At 71.6% G+C, this 18473-nt stretch carries 17 protein-coding genes, 1 pseudogene and 1 riboswitch; of the genes and pseudogenes, 8 read left to right on the top strand and 10 right to left on the bottom strand.

The annotated features are described in order from the left end of the window. Positions 1 to 81: 81 nt before the first annotated feature. The 6 genes and pseudogenes from NQO67_RS18135 to NQO67_RS18110 form a co-directional block, all read right to left on the bottom strand. Positions 82 to 567, bottom strand: coding sequence for a UCP032817 domain-containing protein (locus tag NQO67_RS18135; RefSeq protein ID WP_255951081.1), 486 nt, complete (start codon positions 565 to 567; stop codon positions 82 to 84). A 114-nt stretch (positions 568 to 681) separates the two neighbouring features. Then, the gene (locus NQO67_RS18130; RefSeq protein ID WP_255951079.1) at positions 682 to 1512 is read right to left on the bottom strand and encodes a helix-turn-helix domain-containing protein; all 831 of its coding nucleotides are present in this window, start codon (positions 1510 to 1512) and stop codon (positions 682 to 684) included. Further along, a complete protein-coding gene (locus NQO67_RS18125) occupies positions 1509 to 2033 on the bottom strand; it encodes a DUF6879 family protein (protein WP_255951078.1) in 525 nt (174 codons plus the stop codon). The genes NQO67_RS18130 and NQO67_RS18125 overlap by 4 nt, the downstream gene beginning before the upstream one ends. Continuing rightward, on the bottom strand, positions 2017 to 2208 hold the full coding sequence (locus NQO67_RS18120; RefSeq protein WP_255951077.1) for a hypothetical protein: 192 nt from the start codon (positions 2206 to 2208) through the stop codon (positions 2017 to 2019). Before NQO67_RS18120 ends, NQO67_RS18125 begins: the two co-directional genes overlap by 17 nt. Before the next feature lie 170 nt (positions 2209 to 2378). Further along, positions 2379 to 2588 (bottom strand): DUF397 domain-containing protein, encoded by a 210-nt coding sequence (locus tag NQO67_RS18115; protein WP_255951076.1) that lies wholly within the window; start codon positions 2586 to 2588, stop codon positions 2379 to 2381. Continuing rightward, positions 2575 to 3150 (bottom strand): annotated as a pseudogene (locus NQO67_RS18110) (DUF5753 domain-containing protein); the annotation flags it as partial. The pseudogene NQO67_RS18110 and the gene NQO67_RS18115, both read right to left, overlap by 14 nt. A 12-nt stretch (positions 3151 to 3162) precedes the next feature. Here NQO67_RS18110 and NQO67_RS18105 point away from each other — a divergent pair. Beyond that, positions 3163 to 3408 carry an FCD domain-containing protein gene (locus NQO67_RS18105; protein ID WP_255951075.1) on the top strand — a complete coding sequence of 82 codons (246 nt, stop codon included), beginning with the start codon at positions 3163 to 3165 and terminating at the stop codon, positions 3406 to 3408. On the opposite strand, the gene NQO67_RS18100 is transcribed toward NQO67_RS18105, so the two are convergent. After that, positions 3405 to 4460: a ribonucleotide-diphosphate reductase subunit beta gene (locus NQO67_RS18100; protein ID WP_255951074.1), complete on the bottom strand. Its 1056-nt coding sequence runs from the start codon at positions 4458 to 4460 to the stop codon at positions 3405 to 3407. The two genes, NQO67_RS18105 and NQO67_RS18100, sit on opposite strands and share 4 nt — an antisense overlap. Further along, entirely contained in the window at positions 4460 to 6907 is a 2448-nt protein-coding gene (locus NQO67_RS18095) for a ribonucleoside-diphosphate reductase subunit alpha (RefSeq protein ID WP_255951073.1), read from the bottom strand. The genes NQO67_RS18100 and NQO67_RS18095 overlap by 1 nt, the downstream gene beginning before the upstream one ends. 121 nt (positions 6908 to 7028) lie before the next feature. Beyond that, a riboswitch (cobalamin riboswitch) is annotated at positions 7029 to 7150 on the bottom strand. 64 nt (positions 7151 to 7214) lie between these two features. On the opposite strand from NQO67_RS18095, the gene NQO67_RS18090 reads away from it, so the two are divergent. Beyond that, entirely contained in the window at positions 7215 to 7355 is a 141-nt protein-coding gene (locus NQO67_RS18090) for a hypothetical protein (RefSeq protein WP_255951072.1), read from the top strand. 140 nt (positions 7356 to 7495) lie between these two features. Here NQO67_RS18090 and NQO67_RS18085 read toward each other — a convergent pair whose 3' ends face one another. Next, complete coding sequence (locus NQO67_RS18085) at positions 7496 to 9520, bottom strand: DUF8189 domain-containing protein (protein ID WP_255951071.1); 2025 nt, start codon at positions 9518 to 9520, stop codon at positions 7496 to 7498. Between the two features lie 501 nt (positions 9521 to 10021). On the opposite strand from NQO67_RS18085, the gene NQO67_RS18080 reads away from it, so the two are divergent. From NQO67_RS18080 to NQO67_RS18055, 6 genes are all read left to right on the top strand, one after another. Continuing rightward, positions 10022 to 11431 (top strand): ATP-binding protein, encoded by a 1410-nt coding sequence (locus NQO67_RS18080; protein ID WP_255951070.1) that lies wholly within the window; start codon positions 10022 to 10024, stop codon positions 11429 to 11431. Further along, positions 11428 to 11916: a roadblock/LC7 domain-containing protein gene (locus tag NQO67_RS18075; protein ID WP_255951069.1), complete on the top strand. Its 489-nt coding sequence runs from the start codon at positions 11428 to 11430 to the stop codon at positions 11914 to 11916. The genes NQO67_RS18080 and NQO67_RS18075 overlap by 4 nt, the downstream gene beginning before the upstream one ends. Next, complete coding sequence (locus NQO67_RS18070) at positions 11913 to 12272, top strand: DUF742 domain-containing protein (RefSeq protein WP_374119024.1); 360 nt, start codon at positions 11913 to 11915, stop codon at positions 12270 to 12272. The genes NQO67_RS18075 and NQO67_RS18070 overlap by 4 nt, the downstream gene beginning before the upstream one ends. Then, the gene (locus tag NQO67_RS18065) at positions 12250 to 12966 is read left to right on the top strand and encodes a GTP-binding protein (protein ID WP_255951067.1); all 717 of its coding nucleotides are present in this window, start codon (positions 12250 to 12252) and stop codon (positions 12964 to 12966) included. The genes NQO67_RS18070 and NQO67_RS18065 overlap by 23 nt, the downstream gene beginning before the upstream one ends. Positions 12967 to 13008: 42 nt before the next feature. Further along, the gene (locus NQO67_RS18060) at positions 13009 to 14298 is read left to right on the top strand and encodes a cytochrome P450 (RefSeq protein WP_255951066.1); all 1290 of its coding nucleotides are present in this window, start codon (positions 13009 to 13011) and stop codon (positions 14296 to 14298) included. A 105-nt stretch (positions 14299 to 14403) separates the two neighbouring features. Then, entirely contained in the window at positions 14404 to 15645 is a 1242-nt protein-coding gene (locus tag NQO67_RS18055; protein WP_255951298.1) for a cytochrome P450 family protein, read from the top strand. Positions 15646 to 15695: 50 nt separating this feature from the next. Here NQO67_RS18055 and NQO67_RS18050 read toward each other — a convergent pair whose 3' ends face one another. After that, a complete protein-coding gene (locus tag NQO67_RS18050) occupies positions 15696 to 18080 on the bottom strand; it encodes a SpoIIE family protein phosphatase (protein WP_255951065.1) in 2385 nt (794 codons plus the stop codon). Positions 18081 to 18473 lie beyond the last annotated feature (393 nt).

The following is an 18473-nucleotide window of genomic DNA, read 5'->3' as shown; positions in this document are numbered from 1 at the left end:
TCCTCTGCTGACACGTCTCGATCCTCTGCTGCGTGCGGGCAGCCGCCCGGCTTGGGGCCAGGCGGCTGATGTGGTTCGGCGCTACTTGCTGACGGGGCTGTCGGTGCACCCTGCATAGCTCTGGGTGCAGTCCGCGGCTCCGTCCGCAGGCCAGAACTGGGGGTCGATTTCGAAGCCGGCCGCGCGGATCGTGCCGCGGGCCCTGGCGAGGGCTGCCCGACCCTCGGCGGGGTTGTGCCCGCGCCGGTCCGGCACGTGATGGATGAAGTCGGTTCCGAGTGCCGCGCAGAACGCGGCGTACTGCGCGGTGTGGAGGACGAAGGCGTGCCAGAAGAGGTCGACGCGGAGGCTGGGGGCCATCTTCTCCTCGGCGTTGACCGTGGAGGCGAGGAAGGCCGCCATCTGGTTCACGCCCCGCTCTCCGAGGCCATCGGTCAGGTCGGGCCAGTAGTCCTTGCGGACGACCGTGATCAGATCTGCCCGCATCTCCGGGCTGATCAGGGCAAAAACCTCGGTCGGGGAGGGGTGCGGAGCAGGGCTCCGTAAGGCTTCATAGGTGGTGGTCACGCCAGTCCTTCTCTCGTTGGATGGTGCATGACGTTCGTGCGGCCGTGCCGAAGGGGCGAACATTTCCTCTTCGCCCTCCATACCCCTCATCTTCGGCGGGCCATGACCGAACCTCTAGCCTGTTTCCTGTTCGCGCAAATAGTCGTTGCGGATACTTTCGATCAGATCCCGCATCTCGGAGCCGGCCAGCGCTACTCGCTCGAATCCTTCGAATTTTTCAACGTAGAGACTCACGTCTCGCGGGTCCGTGGCAACAACTTCGGCATGGACAGTTTCAACAGTCACCATGCGGTCGTCGCGGATGACGAAGGCGTGATTCGCGATGTCGTGTTGCCGGGCATCGAGGGGGACTATCCGGATGTCCACGTGAGAAAGCCGTGCAATTGATACGATGCGATCAAGTTGAGCAGCCATCATGCAAGGTTGCACGATGCGCCAGCGCAGGACAGGTTCCGTGATGATGAACCGCAGTGACTTCGTGTTGTCGTAGAGAACGGCTTGCCGTTCGAGCCGGCCGTTGATGGTCCGTGTCAGTGCATCTTCACTCAGATCATGGCGTTGCAGAATGGCCCGAATGTACTCCGGAGTCTGGAGCAGGCCAGGTACCAGCGCGGGTTGAAACAGTCGCAGCATCGACATCTGGGCTTCCAGGGCTTTGGCGTCCTGCTGGCCTTTGTGGACCCCGATCCGCTTGAGCAGACGCCATGCCGTTGCCTCCGTCGCTGACGCGCGTGCGGCTTCCGCGTACTCCGCTTTGACCTCGGCCGAGACGCCGATAGCGGTCAGGATACGCTCTACGTCCGCCGCGCTGGGGGCCAGCCTCGCATTCTCGATCTTGGAGAGCTTGGACGGAGACATGAGGGCGCTGCGGGCCACTGCTTTGGCTTCCTTTCCGGATGCCACTCTCAGCGCCCGCAGCGCTGCTCCGAGCTGTGATCTGTTCACGCCCCGTACGTGGCCCACCATTCGGTGAACGGTTCCGCCTGCGCGAGTGCCGTGTCACGGTGTCGCACGAACTCAGCTGCTCTCCCCTGCGGTAGCACGTCCGAACCCAGATATTTCCCGCTGCTGTCGTAGTTCATCACGGCGACGGATTCGGAATCGAAGAACCAGAAATCTGGAACGCCCTCCAGGGGGTTGGGTTTGTCGGTGATGTCGAGGATGAAGAACTCTTCACCCCCGGTCATGTTCTTCCGGTAGCCCCAGCCCAGCTCGAACCTCAGGTAGCCCGAGAGCGGGCGAGAAAGAATGTGGACCCGATAGATCCGTTTCGCCTTCTCGGTGTGTGAGCGTAGTTCTTCGACCCAGCCCGCGTTGTAGTCGTCCGGCTGCGGCTTCCCGGCCAGGAATGCATGATAGGCGTCGACGCTCCCGGACCTGCTGTAGTCGTCCAGGGTTTCCAGCCGGAATGCCTCGCGTTCGAACGCGTCGAAGAGGTTGCCAAGGGTTCTAGATGAGGTTGTCACGGATGGCCTTCTGGATCAGTTCCATCGGGATCTCAACCAGGGTTTCGTGCGGGGGAATCTGAATCCCGTGGTCGGTCGGCGTCTCGCCCTGCACTAGGAAGGTGCCACGATCCGTGGCGTAGATCGTCGGGCAGTCCTTGATGTCGCACGTGCTGACCAGCTTGGTGACCTTCATGGTCTGGGGCCCCTCTCCCGTACCGCTGCCAGTACCCCGCATCCGGGTTGATGCTCCCGAGGGCTGAGCACACCGGTCAAGCGATCACGGTTGACGGAACGGGAAACCGGATAGCAACGGCCCTCACTGCGGACGTGGTGAGGGCCCGTTGCTCGGGTCAGGTGCGGGGCTCAGGCGGGGAGTTCGCCGTCCCGGACTGCGCTGACGAACGTCGACCAGGTGGCCGTTGCGACGTCGAGCCTCGGGCCGTCCGGGTTTTTGGAGTCCCGGACGGGGACTATGCCGTGGGAAGCGGTGAGGTTGGTGGCGATCTCCACGCATTCGCCGCCGTTGTCGCTGTAGGAGGACGTGAACCAGCGGGGGGACTCAGTCGTGGTCACGGGTGCCCTTTCGTGCCTCGTTGATGAGGGCCACGGATGCTGCCTGGGGCAGCGCTTCGGCCTGCAACTGATGGTAAGCCGTCAGCAGCGGGAGGACGGCCGGCGATTCGCGCTCCACGTGCCCCCAGATCTGGGATTCCGAGTACGCGATCACGGACAGGTCCGACAGCGTCAGCAAGTGCATCAGGTAGTTGAACGGGCGACGCTCCCCCATGTCGTACGGGGCGATCTGGAGCACGGTGTTCGGCAGTTCAGCGAACTCCAGCAATCGGTCGAGCTGGGCGCGCATGACCTCCTCTCCACCGACCCGCCTGCGGATACAGCTCTCGTCCAGGACCACCAGCAGCATGGGAGGGCGGGGCCGCGCCAGCGCCGCCTGCCGCTCCGCCACGAACGAGACGCGTGCCACGGCTTGGTCTTCCGTGATGGCGCCGCGCCGCACGGCGCTGTCCGCCAGAACCCGGGCGTACTCCGGCGTCTGTAAGACACCGGGGATGATCCCGACATTGAACAGCCGAATCTCCGCTGCCCGGCTCTCCAGCTTGACGTACTCCGGGAACCCGCCGTCGCCGACATGGACGACGCCCTACGCCACGAAGACGCAGACGACCAGGCCGACCGGTTCGCCGACGCCGACGCCTGCTTCCATCGGCACCTGATCCACGCCGGCGGCAGCCTCCTGCTCAACCACCTCTCCGAGATCGTGACCCAGGGCCTGACCGTCTGCGCCGAACCCACCACCTGCGACCGCACCAAAGCCGCGGTCGCCCGCCACCAGACGGTTGCCGACGCCCTCCGCAAGAACAGCAGTCGTTCCTAGAAGTCGTCGTCGAACGAGACCGAACCCTCGACCGCCACCTGGTAGGCGGAGGGGCGACGCTCGAAGAAGTTCGTCAGCTCCTGGACGTTCTGGAGTTCCATGAACGAGAACGGGTTCCGGGCGCCGTAGCGAGCCGGCAGGCCGAGGCGGACCAGGCGCTGGTCGGCGACGCACTGGAGGTAGGCGCGCATCGAGTCGGTGTTCATGCCGGGCAGGCCGTCCCCGCACAGATCGCGCGCGAACTGCAACTCGGCCTCCACGGCCTCCTCCAGCATGGCGGTGACCTGCTCGCCCATGGCCTCGTCGAAGAGGTCGGGCTCCTCGCCGCGGACGATGTCGACCACGTGGAACGCGAAGTCCATGTGGCAGCTCTCGTCGCGGAAGACCCAGTTGGTTCCGGTGGCCAGGCCGTGCAGCAGCCCCCGGGAGCGGAACCAGTAGACGTACGCGAAGGCGCCGTAGAAGAACAGGCCCTCGATGCAGGCGGCGAAGCAGATCAGGTTGAGCAGGAAGCGGCGCCGGTCCGCCCTGGACTCGAGGCGCTCGATGTTCTCGACCGAGTCCATCCAGCGGAAGCAGAACTGGGCCTTCTCGCGGATGGAAGGGATGTTCTCCACGGCGGCGAAGGCGGCGGCGCGCTCGGTGGGTTCGGGCAGGTAGGTGTCCAGCAGGGTCAGGTAGAACTGGACGTGGACGGCCTCCTCGAAGAGCTGGCGGGAGAGGTACAGCCGGGCTTCGGGGGAGTTGATGTGCTTGTAGAGGGTGAGGACGAGGTTGTTGGCGACGATCGAGTCGCCGGTCGCGAAGAAGGCGACCAGCCTGCCGATCATGTGCTGCTCGGCCGGCGAGAGCCTGGCGAGGTCGGCGACGTCGGAGTGGAGGTCGACCTCCTCCACGGTCCAGGTGTTCTTGATGGCGTCCCGGTAGCGGTCGTAGAAGGCCGGGTAGCGCATGGGGCGCAGGGTGAGTTCGAACCCGGGGTCGAGCAGGTTCTTGACGCCGGTGGTGCTCGTCGCGCTGGTCGCGCTGGTGGTGCTTGTAGTGCTGGTCATTACTGGCATGCCTCGCAGGACTCGGGGTTCTCCAGGGAGCAGGCGATCGCCTCGGCGTCGGGTGCCGTCGGCGGTACGGCCGGTCGGGGCTCGGGGACCTGGGCGGCGCCGCGGGCGGACCGGGCGATGCGGGTCGCCGGGCGGGAGCGCAGGTAGTAGGTGGTCTTGAGGCCCTGCTTCCAGGCGTAGGCGTACATCGAACTGAGCTTGCCGATGGTGGGCGACGCCATGAAGAGGTTGAGCGACTGGCTCTGGTCCAGGTACGGGGTGCGGGCCGCCGCCATGTCGATCAGGGCACGCTGGGGCAGCTCCCAGGCCGTGCGGTACAGCGCCCGTACGTCCTCGGGCAGCCAGGTCAGCTCCTGCACGGAGCCGTTCGACTCGCGCAGCGCCTCCCGGGTGGCCGCGTCCCAGCAGCCGCGCTCCTTCAGCTCGGCCACCAGGTAGGGGTTGACCTGGAGGAACTCGCCGCTGAGCGTTTCACGCTTGAACAGGTTGGAGACCTGCGGCTCGATGCACTCGTAGGCGCCGGCGATGGAGGCGATGGTGGCGGTCGGGGCGATGGCCAGGAGTAGGGAGTTGCGCAGGCCGGTGGTCGCCAGCCGGGTGCGCAGGGCCGCCCACCGGTCGGGCCAGGTGGGCGTGGTGCCGTAGTGGTCGGGGTGCAGGACGCCGCGGGCCGCCCGGGTGGCCGGCCAGGCAGGGTGCGGGCCATGCCGCTGTGCCAGGTCGCAGGAGGTCTCGTAGGCGGCCAGCATGATGCGTTCGGCGATCCGGGTGGACAACGCGCGGGCCCGCGGCGAGTCGAAGGGCAGGCGCAGGGTGAAGAACACGTCCTGAAGGCCCATCACCCCCAGGCCGACCGGCCGCCACCGCTCGTTGGAGGCGGCCGCCTCGGGGGTCGGGTAGAAGTTGACGTCCACCACGCGGTCGAGGAAGGTCACGGCGGTGCGCACGGCCGCGTCCAGACGCTCCCAGTCGATGCCGTCCGCGGGGTCCGCGAGGTCAGCCGGGTTCGCCGCACGGTCGCCCGTCGCGTCCTCGGCCCGGCCCGTCTGCGGGGTGACGAACGCGGCCAGGTTGACCGAGCCGAGGTTGCAGACGGCCGTCTCGCCGTCGTCGGTGACTTCCAGGATCTCGGTGCAGAGGTTGGAGGAGTGGATCACCCGGCCGGGTTCGGCGGTCTGGTTGGCGGTGCGGTTGGCGGCGTCCTTGAAGGTCATCCACCCGTTGCCGGTCTGCGCCAGGGTGCGCATCATCCGGGCGTACAGGGTGCGCGCGGGAAGCCGCTTGACGGCGCGCCCGTCGTGTTCGGCGCGCCGGTAGGCGGCGTCGAACTCCTCGCCCCACAGGTCGGTCAGCTCCGGCACGTCACGGGGAGAGAACAGCGACCAGTCGGCGTCGGCCTCGACCCGGCGCATGAACTCGTCGGGGATCCAGTGCGCCAGGTTCAGGTTGTGGGTGCGGCGGGCCTCTTCACCGGTGTTGTCGCGCAGTTCCAGGAACTCCTCGAGGTCCGCGTGCCAGGTCTCCAGGTACACGCAGGCGGCACCCTTGCGACGACCGCCCTGGTTGACGGCGGCGACCGAGGCGTCCAGGGTCCGCAGGAACGGGACGATGCCTCCTGAGTGCCCGTTGGTGCCGCGGATCAGGGAGCCCCGGGAGCGGATGCGGCTGAACGGGATGCCGATGCCGCCCGCGTGCTTCGACAGCCGGGCCACCTGGTGGTACCGCTGGTAGAGGGAGTCCAGCTCGTCGAGCGGGGAGTCCAGCAGGTAGCACGACGACATCTGCGGATGCCGGGTGCCGGAGTTGAAGAGCGTCGGCGAACTCGGCAGGTACTCCAGACGGCTCATCAGCCCGTACAGCGCGGCCACCTCGTCCACGGCCCGCTCGCCGTCGTCCTCGGCGAGCCCCGCCGCCACCCGCAGCATGAAGTGCTGGGGGGCCTCGACGACCCGGCGGCTGACCGGGTGCCGCAGCAGATAGCGGCTGTAGAGGGTGCGCAGCCCGAAGTAGCCGAACCGGTCGTCGGCGGCCGGGTCGGCGAGCGCGTCGAGACGAACGGCGTGGGCCTGCACGAACGCGGCGGTGCGCTCGGCGATCAGGCCCTCGCGGTGGCCCACCGCGATCGAGGCGGAGAAGGAGCCGGCGCCCTCGTCGGCGGCCTCGTCGGCGATGGCCCGGGCCAACAGCCGGGCGGCGAGCCGGGAGTACTGCGGGTCCTCGGCGATCAGACCGGCGGCGGCCTCGATGGCCAGGTCACGCAGTTCGGCCGCGTCCGCCGCGGCGCTGCGCCCGCGCCGGGCGGCGGCCACGATGCGCTCCGGGTCGGCGTCGGGGAGGCCGGCGCTCGCCTCGGTCACGGCACGCAGGAGTTCCACGGCGGGCCCGTCCTCGGGCGGGGTGGAGACCGCTGAAACAGGGTCGACGGGCGCGATGGTCACGGGTGTTTCTCCCTCCGGCGGCGGCCACGAGGAAGGCGGGCGGGCGCGCCCGGGAGACACCCGGGGCGAATTGCGCCAGCCCACTCCACGAGGCCAGGACTTCACGGCACCCGGGACGGCGTCCCCGGGCGCGCTGCCGGCAGGTGATCGGACTCGCGGGCGCGCCACAACGCGCCGCTCACCGTTGCGGGTCAGTCCCGGATTCGCACCGGATTCCCCTGCGGCGACAGCGAGTCGAGCATACATGTTGTGGTGCTCGCGAAAAACGACCCCAGATGTTGTGTCGGGGTGGGGGTAGGGTGGGCGCGTGACCACCTTTCGCCGCACCGCCCGGCGCGCCGGCGTCCACGCCCGCGTCCACGTTTGCGTACGCCTCCGGGCACCCGTCCACTCCCGTGCCGCTGCCCGCTTCGACGCCGTGCGGGCCACCGGCTCCGGGCGCGGCTGATCCCCGCGCGACGCGGCGGCCGGCCGGTCCGACGTGATCGGTCCGGCCGGCCGGCACGCAACGGACGGGCGCGGCCACGAAAGCCCCCGCAGCGCCGGCCCGTCGACCGTCCTACGTCGCCTGGCCTGCGGGCGGCGGTGCTACGTCGCCTGGCCCGCCGGCAGCGCGGCGATGAGCCGGTTGCCGAACGGCTGCCAGGTGCCCCAGCCGCCGCTGGGTGCCGTCTGCACGCACGTGGAGACGGTGCCGTCCGGTGCGACGGCGAAGAGGTGGATGCGCCCGGCCGCGTCCCGGGCCGCGCTCGGGTTCGCCAGGTACGGGCCGGTGCCGAAGGTCTCCCGGGCGCTCCAGGTGCCGTCGGCCTGCTGCCAGCGGTGGGTCATGAGCGTGCCGCCCGGTGCGACGGCGAACGCCTCCAACCGGCCGTCCGCGCTGGCGACCACGGTCGGCGAGGCGACGCTCACGCCCAGGAAGTCGCCCTGCCACGGCGACCATCCGCTGCTGGGCGCCTGCTGCGGGCGCAGGGCCACCCCGCCGCCGTACGGGTTGAGCGCGAAGACTTCAAGGCGGCCCTGCACATCGCGGGCGACCGTCGGCACATCGCCGCAGGGCGTGGGGCCGAACGCGGCGTCCCAGTCGCTCCAGCCGCCGCTCGGCGCGTTCTGCCAGCGGTGCGCGATGAGTTCGCGTGCCGCGCCGATGGCGAAGACCTCCATCCGGCCGTCCGCGTTGGTGCCGACGATCGGGGGACCGCCGGTCGGCCCGCCGAAGGTCTCCCAGTCGCTCCAGTTCTCCGCGCCCGGCTGGTTCTGCCAGCGGTGGGTGAGGTAGGCGCCGGCCGGTCCGACGGCGAACACCTCGAGGCGTCCGTCCAGGTTGCGCCCGACCGCGGGCGCCGCACCCGCGGGGCCGCCGAAGTCGACCCAGTCGCTCCAGGTGCCGTTCGCCTTCTGCACCCGGTACGTCAGGCCGGTGCCGCCCTCCGTGAGGGCGAAAAGCTCGAGCCGGCCATCGGTGTTGACGCCGAACGTCGGGGTGGTGTCCAGCGACGGGCCCCACTGTTCCCAGTCGCCCCAGGTGTCGGAGCCCGGGTCCGTCTGGACGCGGCGGATCAGGATGCGGTCGGCGGGGTCGAGGGCGAAGACGTTGAGCCTGCCGGTGACGTCGAGGACCACCGCGGGGTTGTCCCGGCTCTGCCAGGTCGGCGCCGTCGACTGCCAGTGCAGCGGCGCGAGGTGGACGCCGGCCTCGTACCACCCGCAGTTGGTGACCCAGTCGCCGCCGCCGTCGGAGACGACCTCGGCGGCGTGCGCGGGCACGTGTCCGGCGTACTGGCCCGGCGTGAAGCTCATCGGGTCGGTGCTCGCGTAGACGTCGGTGCCCTCGTAGCCGCCGCGCGGACCGGTGAACAGGTACCACCAGCCGTCGCGTGCGACGACGAACGGCGACTCGGTCACCGGGGCGGAGTTCGCTCCGGTCGCCGGGTCCGTGAAGACCGTGCTCGCGGCGGACCAGTGCACGAGGTCGGTACTGGTGCGGGCGGCGACGATGTGGTTGCCGCCGGGCCCTGCCATCTCGCAGTAGTACATCACCCAGTGGTCGCCGACCCGGGCGACGAACGGGTCACGCGCGACCAGGCCCCGGAACAGCGGCCCCGACGGCAGCCGCGTCCAGGTCTCCAGGTCGGGGGAGGTGGCGAGGTTGACGGCCGGCCCGTCCTGCCCGCCCGCCGCGTAGAACATGTAGTAGGTGCCGTCGTGTTCCAGCACGTACGGCGCCCACAGGTGCTCCTCGCCGTAGTAGTCGGGGTCCACGTGCAGGGCGTACGCCTGCCGGGTCCACGGTCCCGTCAGGGCCGGTGCCGTGGCGTGCGCGAAGTCGCGTTCGAGGCCGCTGTCGGGGGTCTGGCCGGGCGGCACGGTGTTCCCCGTGATCCCGAAGAGGTGCCAGGTGCCGTCCGTTGCCCGGATCAGGCAGTGGTCGTTGATGTACTGTGCCGCGCCGCCGGAAGCGGCCGGGTCGTACAGGTGGGTGAAGGCGCCCGCACCCACCCAGGCGTGCTCCGTCGCCGCACGCGCGGGCGGTAAGGAGCCGCCGAGTCCGGTGGTGGCAGCGGCGGCAGCGGTCGCGGCGGTGGCGACCAGCAGCCGGCGTCTGGAGATCATCACATCAACTCCTCGGGCACGCAGCCCTGTTGAAATCGATTTCAGGAACAGGGAAGCAAGGGTGCCCGTACGGCCACAAGAGCGGGGAGTCGACAAACTCCGTTCGCCGGTGGCGGCCGGGTCCAGCGTGCCCGGCGAGGAGGGGTGCGCGGCGGGCGTTCGGCGCCGGTCGGATCGGCCCTCCCGCCCCCACCGACCCTCCGGCCTGCCCGAATCGGGTCGCCGGCGCCGCGGGTTCGGCTCGGCGCGTTCGGTGGGCTGGAGTACGCGGTGAGTCCGGCCCGCCCCCTGGCCCGTGGTCGCGGGATCTGACGGAAATCCTTTCCCGACGTTCACCCCCCGTCCCGAACAGGGTCGCATCCTGCAAGGCAGAGCGGCGCGTGGGACGGTGGCGGCGGCGGATGTCCGCGAAGCCCGGTGCGCCCGGAACCATTGCCCTAAGATCTCGGACAACTCCGGTCAGTGATCGAGTGATTCGACGTCGGAAAGGGATGCTCTTCAGTGGTCCTGGTCATCGCGTCCTCCACCGCGGTGGTGCTGGTCCTGCTGGCCGCCCTGGTCGCACTGCGCCGCGCGCTGCGCGCCACGCGCAGGGACCGGGAGCGGGCCAGGGCACTGGCCGATGCGCGCGCCGCCGAACTCGCCCACCTGGCAGACGTCGTCGCCCCCGCCATCGAGGAGCGGCTGCGCGCCGGCCGCCGCCCCGACGACGTCCCGGGCCCGCTGGACCCGGCCGCCACCGGCGCGGACTTCGCCCGGCACCTCGCCCGTGTCGTCGACATGCTCGGCTCCGACGACGCGCTGCGCCGCGAACGTGCCCTGCGGGACTCGGTCCAGTCGGCGTTCGAGGCGGTCGCCCGCACCATGCACGCCATGGCCACCGTCCAGCAGCAGGTCCTGGACCGCATCGAGCGTTCCCTCGAGGACCCGGACCTGATGACGGAGGTGATGAAGGCCGACCACGCCGCCGCGCAGATGACCCGCAAGGCCCAGACCCTGCTGGTGATGTGCGGGATCTGGCCGGGTCGGCGGGAGGCGCGGCCGGCCTCGCTCTACGACTGCGTGCGCGGCGCGCAGTCCCGGATCGTCGAGTTCGGCCGTGTCGAGCTGCACGGCGGACGGTCGCTGCACGTGGCCCCGGCCGCCGTCGAGGGCCTGATGCACGCCCTCGCCGAGCTGCTGGAGAACGCCACCGCCTTCTCACCGTCCCGCACCCCCGTCGTCGTCAACGTCCGCGAGGTCGCCGCCGGTGCCGTGGTGGAGATCGACGACGCCGGTCTCGGCATGCCGCCGGACGTGCTGGACCAGGCACTCGCCCAGCTCCGCGACGAGGTGGACCTCGCCCGGCTCGGCGCCGTGCCCCGGCTCGGCCTGGCCTGCGTCGGCCGCTGGTGCCGTGAACTCGGCTTCCGTGTCGAGCTGTCCACCACCTCCGCCTACGGCGGCACCCGCGCGGTCGCCTTCGTCCCGCACGCCCTGCTGACCGAACCGCTCGCCGACCCGGGCGCGACCGCGGCATCCGTTCGCCACCGCCCCACGGCCCCGGCTCCGGGGCCCGCATGGGGCACGGCGGACGGTCACTCCGAGCCCGTCGCGGCCGTGACCGCGGGCGCGTCGGAGCCGGGTTCCGGTGCCGACTCGGGCACCGCGCCGAGCGGGCTGCCCCGCCGCCGCAGCCGCCGCGGCACGGCACCGCAGCCCGGCACGGCGTCCCCCGCCACCGCGGACGCACCCCGCCAGGGCGCGGCCGTGACCGGGGCAGCGGCGCCGGGCCAGGACGGTGGCGCATGGACCCCGCAGGACGCCCGCGCCTCCATATCCAGCGTGCTGTCCGGGGCGCGCCGCGGGCGCCAGGGCGAGCAGCCCGGACACGAGGCAGTGCAAGACGCCGCTGAGGAAGGCCGATCATGACCGGACGTATCGCCAAGCTGCCCGACGTGGGATGGATCCTGCGTCCGCTGACCGAGATCCCCGGTGTCCGGCACGCCATAGTGGTCTCCGAGGACGGGCTGCGGCTCGGGCACGCCTCCGCCAAGGACCTCACAGGGCCGGTCGCCGCCCTCGGGCTCGGCGAGGCCGAATCGCTCGCCGCCGCCTGCGCCGCGCTCGCCATGACCGGCCGCTCCACCACCGAGCTGCTGTTCGGCGGTGGCGGCCGGGTGCGCCAGCTGATGCTGGAGGCCGCCGACGGCTTCGTCCTGCTCACCGGCACCTCCTTCGGCGGCCAACTCGCCGTGGCCACCGCCCCGAACGCTGACGTGGGCCTGGTGGCGCAGCAGATGCAGCTGCTCGTCGTCAGGATCGGCGCCCACCTGGGCAGCCCGCCGCGGAGCGAGGACGGGGAGGACGGCGACGAGGGCGCGCCGCCGGCGGATTCGGCGGCCCCCGCCCCATGACGGACCACTCCGAGGACGGGACGATGTCCGCGGTCCGTCCGTACGTCATCACCGGCGGGCGGGCGGGCGCCGGTGGTGCGTCGTTCTCCTGGGAGAGCCTGGTCGTCGCGCTGGATCGGCCGGTGCCCGCCAGCGTGCAGCCGGAGCACCAGGCGATCCTCGCGCAGTGCCGGGGGATGCTGTCCGTCGCCGAGGTGGCCGCCCACCTCGGCCAGCCCCCGCCGGTGGTGCAGGTGCTCCTCGCCGACTTACTCGACTGGGGCCTGATCGCCGTCCGCCCACCCGTTCCGACGGCAGCCCACGCCGATGTAAGCGTGCTGAGAAAGGTGCTCGATGGTCTGGAAAGCCGCCTCTGACCTGCCGCCGGCCGCGCCCGGTCCCGACCCGGGTCCCGCCGGCGCCGAGGAGCGGTACGTCCCGCCGGGCGTGTCGGGCGCGGCCAAGATCCTCGTCGTCGGGCCGCTGGGCGTCGGCAAGACCACCCTGATCGGTGCCGTCTCCGAGATCCGGCCGCTGTCCACGGAGGCGGTGATGACCCAGGCCGGTGCGCGCGCCGACCGGCCGGCACGGGGTGGCAAGACCACCACCACGGTCGCCCTGGACTTCGGCCGGATCACGCTCGGCGGCGAACTGGTCCTGTACCTCTTCGGCACCCCGGGACAGCAGCGTTTCCTGCCGGCCTGGCGTGATCTCTCCCGCGGTGCGCTCGGCGCGCTCGCCCTCGTCGACACCCGTGACCTCGGTGCCGCGTTCGACGCACTGGGCAACCTGGAGGAGCTGGGCCTGGCGTTCGCGGTCGCCGTCAACGACTTCCCCGACCGGCCGCGGTACACCGAGGACGAGCTGCGCGACGCGCTCGACCTGCTGCCCGAGACCCCGCTCGTCGAGTGCGACGCCCGCGACCCGCGCTCCGCCACGCTCGCCCTGATCGCGCTGACCCGCCACCTCCTCGACCTCGCCGAGGCGCCGGCCCCGACCGCCGGGACGCCGGCCGCACGGGGCGAACGGCGCTCGGCACCGCCCGTGCACCCCGGCGCATCCGGCAGTTGAAGCACTCCGACCCGTCAGACGACGACGTGAAGGCGATCCTCGATGACCACCCCCACCGCTGGCACGGACCCCAACGCGGCCTACAACGCGCTGTATGACGCCTCCATCGGCGTCGACGGAGTCCCCCGCCGCTACGAGCGGATGCGGCGCGAGCACGGTGCCGTCGCACCCGTCACCATCGCTCCCGGCCTCGGCGCCTGGCTCGTCATCGGCCACCCGGAACTGCTCCGGGTCACCCGCGACGAGCAGGACTTCTCCCACGACCCGCGGCGCTGGAACCTGCTGCGGGAGGGCCGTGTCCCGGCCGACTCACCGGTGATGCCCATGGTCATGTACCGGCCCGCGCTGCTGTACTTCGACGGTCAGCAGCACCGCCGCACCCGCTCGGCCGTCGCCGCCGCGCTGGCCCGGATCGACGGGCACGAGCTGCGCCGCACCGTGCGCGCCGCGGCCGAGCGACTGATCGGCGGCTTTGCGACCGCCGGCGAGGCCGACCTGGTCACCGGCTACGCCCAGCGGTTGCCGCTGGAGGTCATCATGGGGTTGCTCGGCCTCGACGAGGCGACCGGCCAGGAGCTGGTGCGCGCCCTGGCGGGCACCGTGCGGGCCGACGCGGGCTCGGCCGCGGCAAGTCGCCGGATGGCCGAGATCCTGATGGCCCACATCGTCGACCGCCGGCGGCACCCGCAGCACGACCTCACCTCCGCCCTGCTGGAGCATCCGGCCGCGCTCTCCGACGAGGAGGTGCTGCACAACATGGCGGTGATCTTCGTCGCCGGCAACCAGACCACCACCAACTGGATCGCCACCACCCTGCGGATCCTGCTGTGCGACCCGGACTTCCGGTCGTCCGTGACCGCAGGACGGCTGAGCGTCGACGACGCCCTGGACCGGGTGCTGTGGCACTTCCCGCCGACCCAGAACTTCCCCGCCCGCTACGCCACCCGGGACCTGACGCTGGGCGGGCAGCACATCCGCGCCGGTGACATGCTCGTCCTCGGCCTGGCCGCGGCCAACGCCGACCCGCGGGTGCTGCCCGAGGACGGCGTCCCGGTCATCGGCAACCGCTCCCACCTCGCCTTCGGCGCCGGCCCCCACCAGTGCCCGGCGCAGGACCCGGCGAGGCTGATCACCCGGACCGCGGTGGACACCGTCCGCCGGCTGCTGCCCGACCTGGAACTGGCCGTGCCGGAGCCGGACCTGGAGTGGGTGGTCGCACCGTGGAGCTGGGGCCTGGCCGGGCTCCCGGTCCGCTTCACCGCTCCGACCCGCCACCCCGAGCCGACGGCAGTACCCGGCCCCACCGGCCCCGTGCGGCCCCGGCGCCCCTGAGGAGACCGCCACGTGATACCCGATCAGCAGCCCACACCGCCACGCCCGACCCTCGACGAGACCGGCTCGGCGCCCGCCGGCCCGTACGCCCCGACGGCCCACCGCATGGACCCCGACGGCGGCTCCCCGCACGCCGACAACGCCCGGCTGCTCGCCCGCTGCCCGGTCACCTCCGTCGTGCTGCCCGGCGAGGTGCCGGGCGCGGCCGTCCTCGGGCACGAGGCGCTGCGCGACTTCCTGGCCCACCCGGACGTCGCCAAGGACGCCGCGCACTTCGCGGACCTGCGCGAGGGCCGCATACCGCGCGGCTGGCCGCTCGCCACGTTCGCGCTGGTACGCGGCATGACGACCGCCGACGGTGCCGACCACCGCAGGCTGCGCTCGCTGGTCACCCGGGGCTTCACCGGGCGCCGGGTGGAGCAGCTGCGGCCCCGCGTCGAACAGCTGACGGAGAGCCTGCTCGACGAGGTCCAGCGGGCCGCCGACGAGCGGCGCGCCGAGGGGCATGACGAGGGCGACGGCGTGATCGACCTGCGCCGCCGCTTCGCGCTGCCGTTGCCGATGGGCGTCATCTGCGAGCTGCTCGGCGTCGACGCCGAGCACCAGGACCGGCTGCACCACCTGTCCAACCAGGTCGTCGCCACCCGCATCACCCCCGAGGCGGTGCTGGCGGCCAACCGCGAGATGGTGCAACTGCTCTCCCAGGTGGCCGACGCCCGCCGCGCGCAGCCGGGCGACGACCTCACCAGTGCCCTGATCGCGGTCCGGGAGGACGACGGCGACCGGCTCAGCGAGGAGGAGCTGATCGGCACGCTGCTGCTGATGATCGTCGCGGGCCACGAGACCACGCTCAACCTCATCACCAACGCCGTCCTCGCCCTGTGCACCCACCCCGACCAGCTCGCCCTGGTCCGCAAGGGCGGGGCGAGCTGGGCGGACGTGGTCGAGGAGGTGCTGCGCTACGACAGCCCGGTCAGCTACTTCCCGTTCCGCTACCCCGTCCGGGACGTCACCGTCGGCGGTACCACCATCCCCGCGGGCACCCCGGTGCTGGCCGGCTACTCGGCCGCGGGGCGGGACCCCGCGACGCACGGGCCCGACGCCGACCGTTTCGACGTCACCCGGGCCGCGGCGCGCGGCGCCGCCCGGCACCTGTCGTTCGGGCACGGGGCGCACTACTGCCTGGGCGCGCCGCTGGCACGGATGGAGGCCACCATCGCGCTCCAGCGCCTCTTCGGCCGCTTCCCCGATCTCCAGCTGGCCGCCCCCGCCGACCGGCTGGACCGGCACGCCAGCTTCGTCGGCAACAGCGTCCAGACCCTCCCGGTCCGGCTGGCTCCCGTGTAACCCCCGAGGCGGAGCAGGTTCGGGCCGGCCTGACAGGCGCCTGAGCCACCTCAGAAGGCGTCGAGGAAACCCTCCCCGGCCAGCGGCTGTTCGGCCCAGATGGTCTTGCCGGTGGGCGTCTGGCGACTGCCCCAGCGCTCGGCGACCTGGGCGACCAGTAGGAGCCCGCGGCCGCCCTCGTCGAAGACACGGGCGCGGCGCAGGTGCGGTGCGGTGCTGCTGCCGTCGGACACCTCGCAGATGAGCGTCGAGTCACGGATCAGCCGCAACTCGATGGGTGGCGCGCCATACCGGACGGCGTTGGTGACCAGCTCGCTGACGATCAGTTCGGTGGTGAACGACGCCTCCATCAGCCCCCAGGCGGCCATCTGCTCGCCCGCCATCTTGCGGGCCCCGGCCACGGCCGCCGGGTCCTTCGGCAGCTGCCAGGTGCGCACCTTGTCCGCGTCCAGAGCGGAGGTGCGGGCCAGCATCAGGGCGGCGTCGTCGGCCGGACGGGACGTCAGCACGGTGCGCATCACACGCTCGCAGGTCGCCTCCAGCTCGTCGGCAGGGTGGCTCAACGCCCGGCGCAGCAGATCGAGCCCGACCTCGATGTCCCGGTCCGCGGCCTCGACCAGGCCGTCGGTGTAGAGGGCGAGCAGGCTGCCCTCCTCCAGTTCCATCTCCGCGGCCTCGAACGGCAGCCCGCCAAGACCGAGCGGGGGCCCGGCCGGCAGGTCCAGGAACCGGACCTCGCCGTCGGGGGTGACCAGCGCGGGCGGCGGATGCCCGGCGCGTGCCATCGTGCAACGCCGGGACACCGGGTCGTACACGGCGTACAGGCAGGTGGCCCCGACCTCGCCCGACGCCTCCTGCGCCCGGCCGCGCACCTCCGGGCCCTCTTCCCGGTCGAGCCTGATGACCAGGTCGTCCAGGTGGGTGAGCAACTCGTCGGGGGCGAGGTCGACGTCAGCGAGCGTCCGCACGGCGGTCCGCAACCGGCCCATCGTGGCCGACGCGTGAATCCCGTGGCCCACCACATCGCCCACGACCAGGGCGATCCTCGCACCGGACAGCGGGATCGCGTCGAACCAGTCCCCACCCACGTCAGCGCCGGACCCCGCCGGCAGGTAGCGGTGGGAGATCTCCATCGCCGCCAGAGCCGGCGACCGCTCGGGAAGGAGGCTGCGCTGGAGCGCCAGCGCCGTGCGGCGCTCCCGCGTGTAACGGCGGGCGTTGTCCACGCTCACCGCCGCCCTGGCGGCCATCTCCTCCGCCAGCAGCAGGTCGTCCTCGCTGAACGGGTCCGGGGTGCGGTGCCGCAGGAAGTGCACCAGGCCCAGGGTCGCCCCGCGGGCCCGCAGCGGGACCATCATCGTCGAGTGGATCATGTGGGTGGCCATGGACTCGGTGCGCGCCGCGCTGGACGTGATCCATTCCCGCAGCCCCGGCTCGCCCGGCCGGTGACGGCTGCCCCGGCCGGTGATCAGCGTCCGCGCCGGCGGCGTGTCGGCGGGGTAGACCGTCGTGTGGCCCGGGGCGAGCACCGACTCCGGACAGCCCTCCAGCACCGACCGCTGCGCCGCCCGGCGCACGGTGACCGGATCGTCCAGCGGCACGGGTGCCGGCTCGTCGCCCAGGGCGACGGACTCCAGGAGGTCCACGGTGACGAAGTCGGCGAACCCGGCGACGGCGACCTCGGCGAGTTCCTCCGCCGTCCGGGTCACGTCCAACGTGGTGCCGATGCGCAGGCTGGCGTCGTTGAGAATCGCCAGGCGGCGGCGGGCCCAGTACTGCTCCGTCGTGTCGAACACGGCCGAGGACAACCCCTGGACCGTGCCGACCTCGTCCTTCAACGGGGAGATGTACATCGACCAGAGGTGCTCCCGGATCTCACCGGGAGTCTGCGCGAGCTCCTCGTGGAACACCATCTCGCCGGTGCGCAGGACCTGCCGCTGGAGACGGTCGTACTCGTCGAAGGGCCACGTGGGCTCCATCTCCCACAGGGTCAGGCCCAGCATCTCGTGCTCGGGCCTGCCCATCACGTGGGTCATGGCCTCGTTGCACGCGACGAACCGCGCGTCGCGGTTGTAGACCGCCACCGGTACCGGGAGCTGCCCGAGGGTGAGCTCCCACAGGGCCGCCGCCTCGGGGCCGGTCCGCTTGGCCGGGCTCGCCGGGGCGGCACCGGTCACGATCCAGAGCCGTTCCCCGTCGGCGTCCGCCAACGGGGTTGCCTGGAGGCGCACCACGAGGCGGTTGCCGTCCCGGTGCCGGAGCGCTACCTCGCTGGCCCACTGGTTGCCGTCGGCCAGATGGCGCTGCGCGGAGCCCGGTAGATCGGTGGCGAGCAGGTCGGTGGCGGGTCTGCCCGTGACCTCGGCGGGTTCGTATCCGAGCAGCTGGCGGGCGCCGGCGCTCCATGCCATGATCGCGCCTTGGGCGTCGATCATGACCGCCGTGTCCTCCGGTACGCGTCCCTCCACCGTGCCTCCGGGTGTGACGGACCTCACTTGATCGTAGGATCCTATCCCGATTCTGGTTCCTGGGGGCTTTGCCCCCAGACCCCCTTTTCGGCCTTGACGGCCTCGTCCTCAATCGCCGGACGGGCTATTGATTGCGCGGCGTGTGCCGGTGCGCTGGCGCGCGTTTGCGACTGCGGGTGCGTCTCTGGCTGGGGTCGCCTTCTGTTTCGTTGTGGGTCGGGGGCGTGGGGGATGTACGTGCTCGGCCGGCGCGATGATCGTGGACCGTCAGTTCACCGGCACTCGGCGGCGGTCCTGCGCGCGCACATCCCCCACGCCCCCTTCCGTTTCGTACGCGACCCGCACCCCGGTGGGGCTTGT

This window comes from Streptomyces odontomachi (genome assembly GCF_024435355.1).
GTDB lineage: Bacteria > Actinomycetota > Actinomycetes > Streptomycetales > Streptomycetaceae > Streptomyces > Streptomyces odontomachi.
The sequence above is the reverse complement of the archived record's forward strand: the minus strand, read 5'-3'. Positions and strand labels throughout refer to the sequence as shown.

Bases quoted from the DNA above. Each gene is read 5' to 3' on its own strand.
- NQO67_RS18120 (WP_255951077.1), bottom strand. From the start codon at position 2,208: ATGAAGGTCACCAAGCTGGTCAGCACGTGCGACATCAAGGACTGCCCG.
- NQO67_RS18105 (WP_255951075.1), top strand. From the start codon at position 3,163: ATGGACGACGCCCTACGCCACGAAGACGCAGACGACCAGGCCGACCGG.
- NQO67_RS18100 (WP_255951074.1), bottom strand. From the start codon at position 4,460: ATGACCAGCACTACAAGCACCACCAGCGCGACCAGCGCGACGAGCACC.
- NQO67_RS18085 (WP_255951071.1), bottom strand. From the start codon at position 9,520: ATGATCTCCAGACGCCGGCTGCTGGTCGCCACCGCCGCGACCGCTGCC.
- NQO67_RS18075 (WP_255951069.1), top strand. From the start codon at position 11,428: ATGACCGGACGTATCGCCAAGCTGCCCGACGTGGGATGGATCCTGCGT.
- NQO67_RS18070 (WP_374119024.1), top strand. From the start codon at position 11,913: ATGACGGACCACTCCGAGGACGGGACGATGTCCGCGGTCCGTCCGTAC.
- NQO67_RS18065 (WP_255951067.1), top strand. From the start codon at position 12,250: ATGGTCTGGAAAGCCGCCTCTGACCTGCCGCCGGCCGCGCCCGGTCCC.
- NQO67_RS18060 (WP_255951066.1), top strand. From the start codon at position 13,009: ATGACCACCCCCACCGCTGGCACGGACCCCAACGCGGCCTACAACGCG.
- NQO67_RS18055 (WP_255951298.1), top strand. From the start codon at position 14,404: ATGGACCCCGACGGCGGCTCCCCGCACGCCGACAACGCCCGGCTGCTC.
- NQO67_RS18050 (WP_255951065.1), bottom strand. From the start codon at position 18,080: ATGATCGACGCCCAAGGCGCGATCATGGCATGGAGCGCCGGCGCCCGC.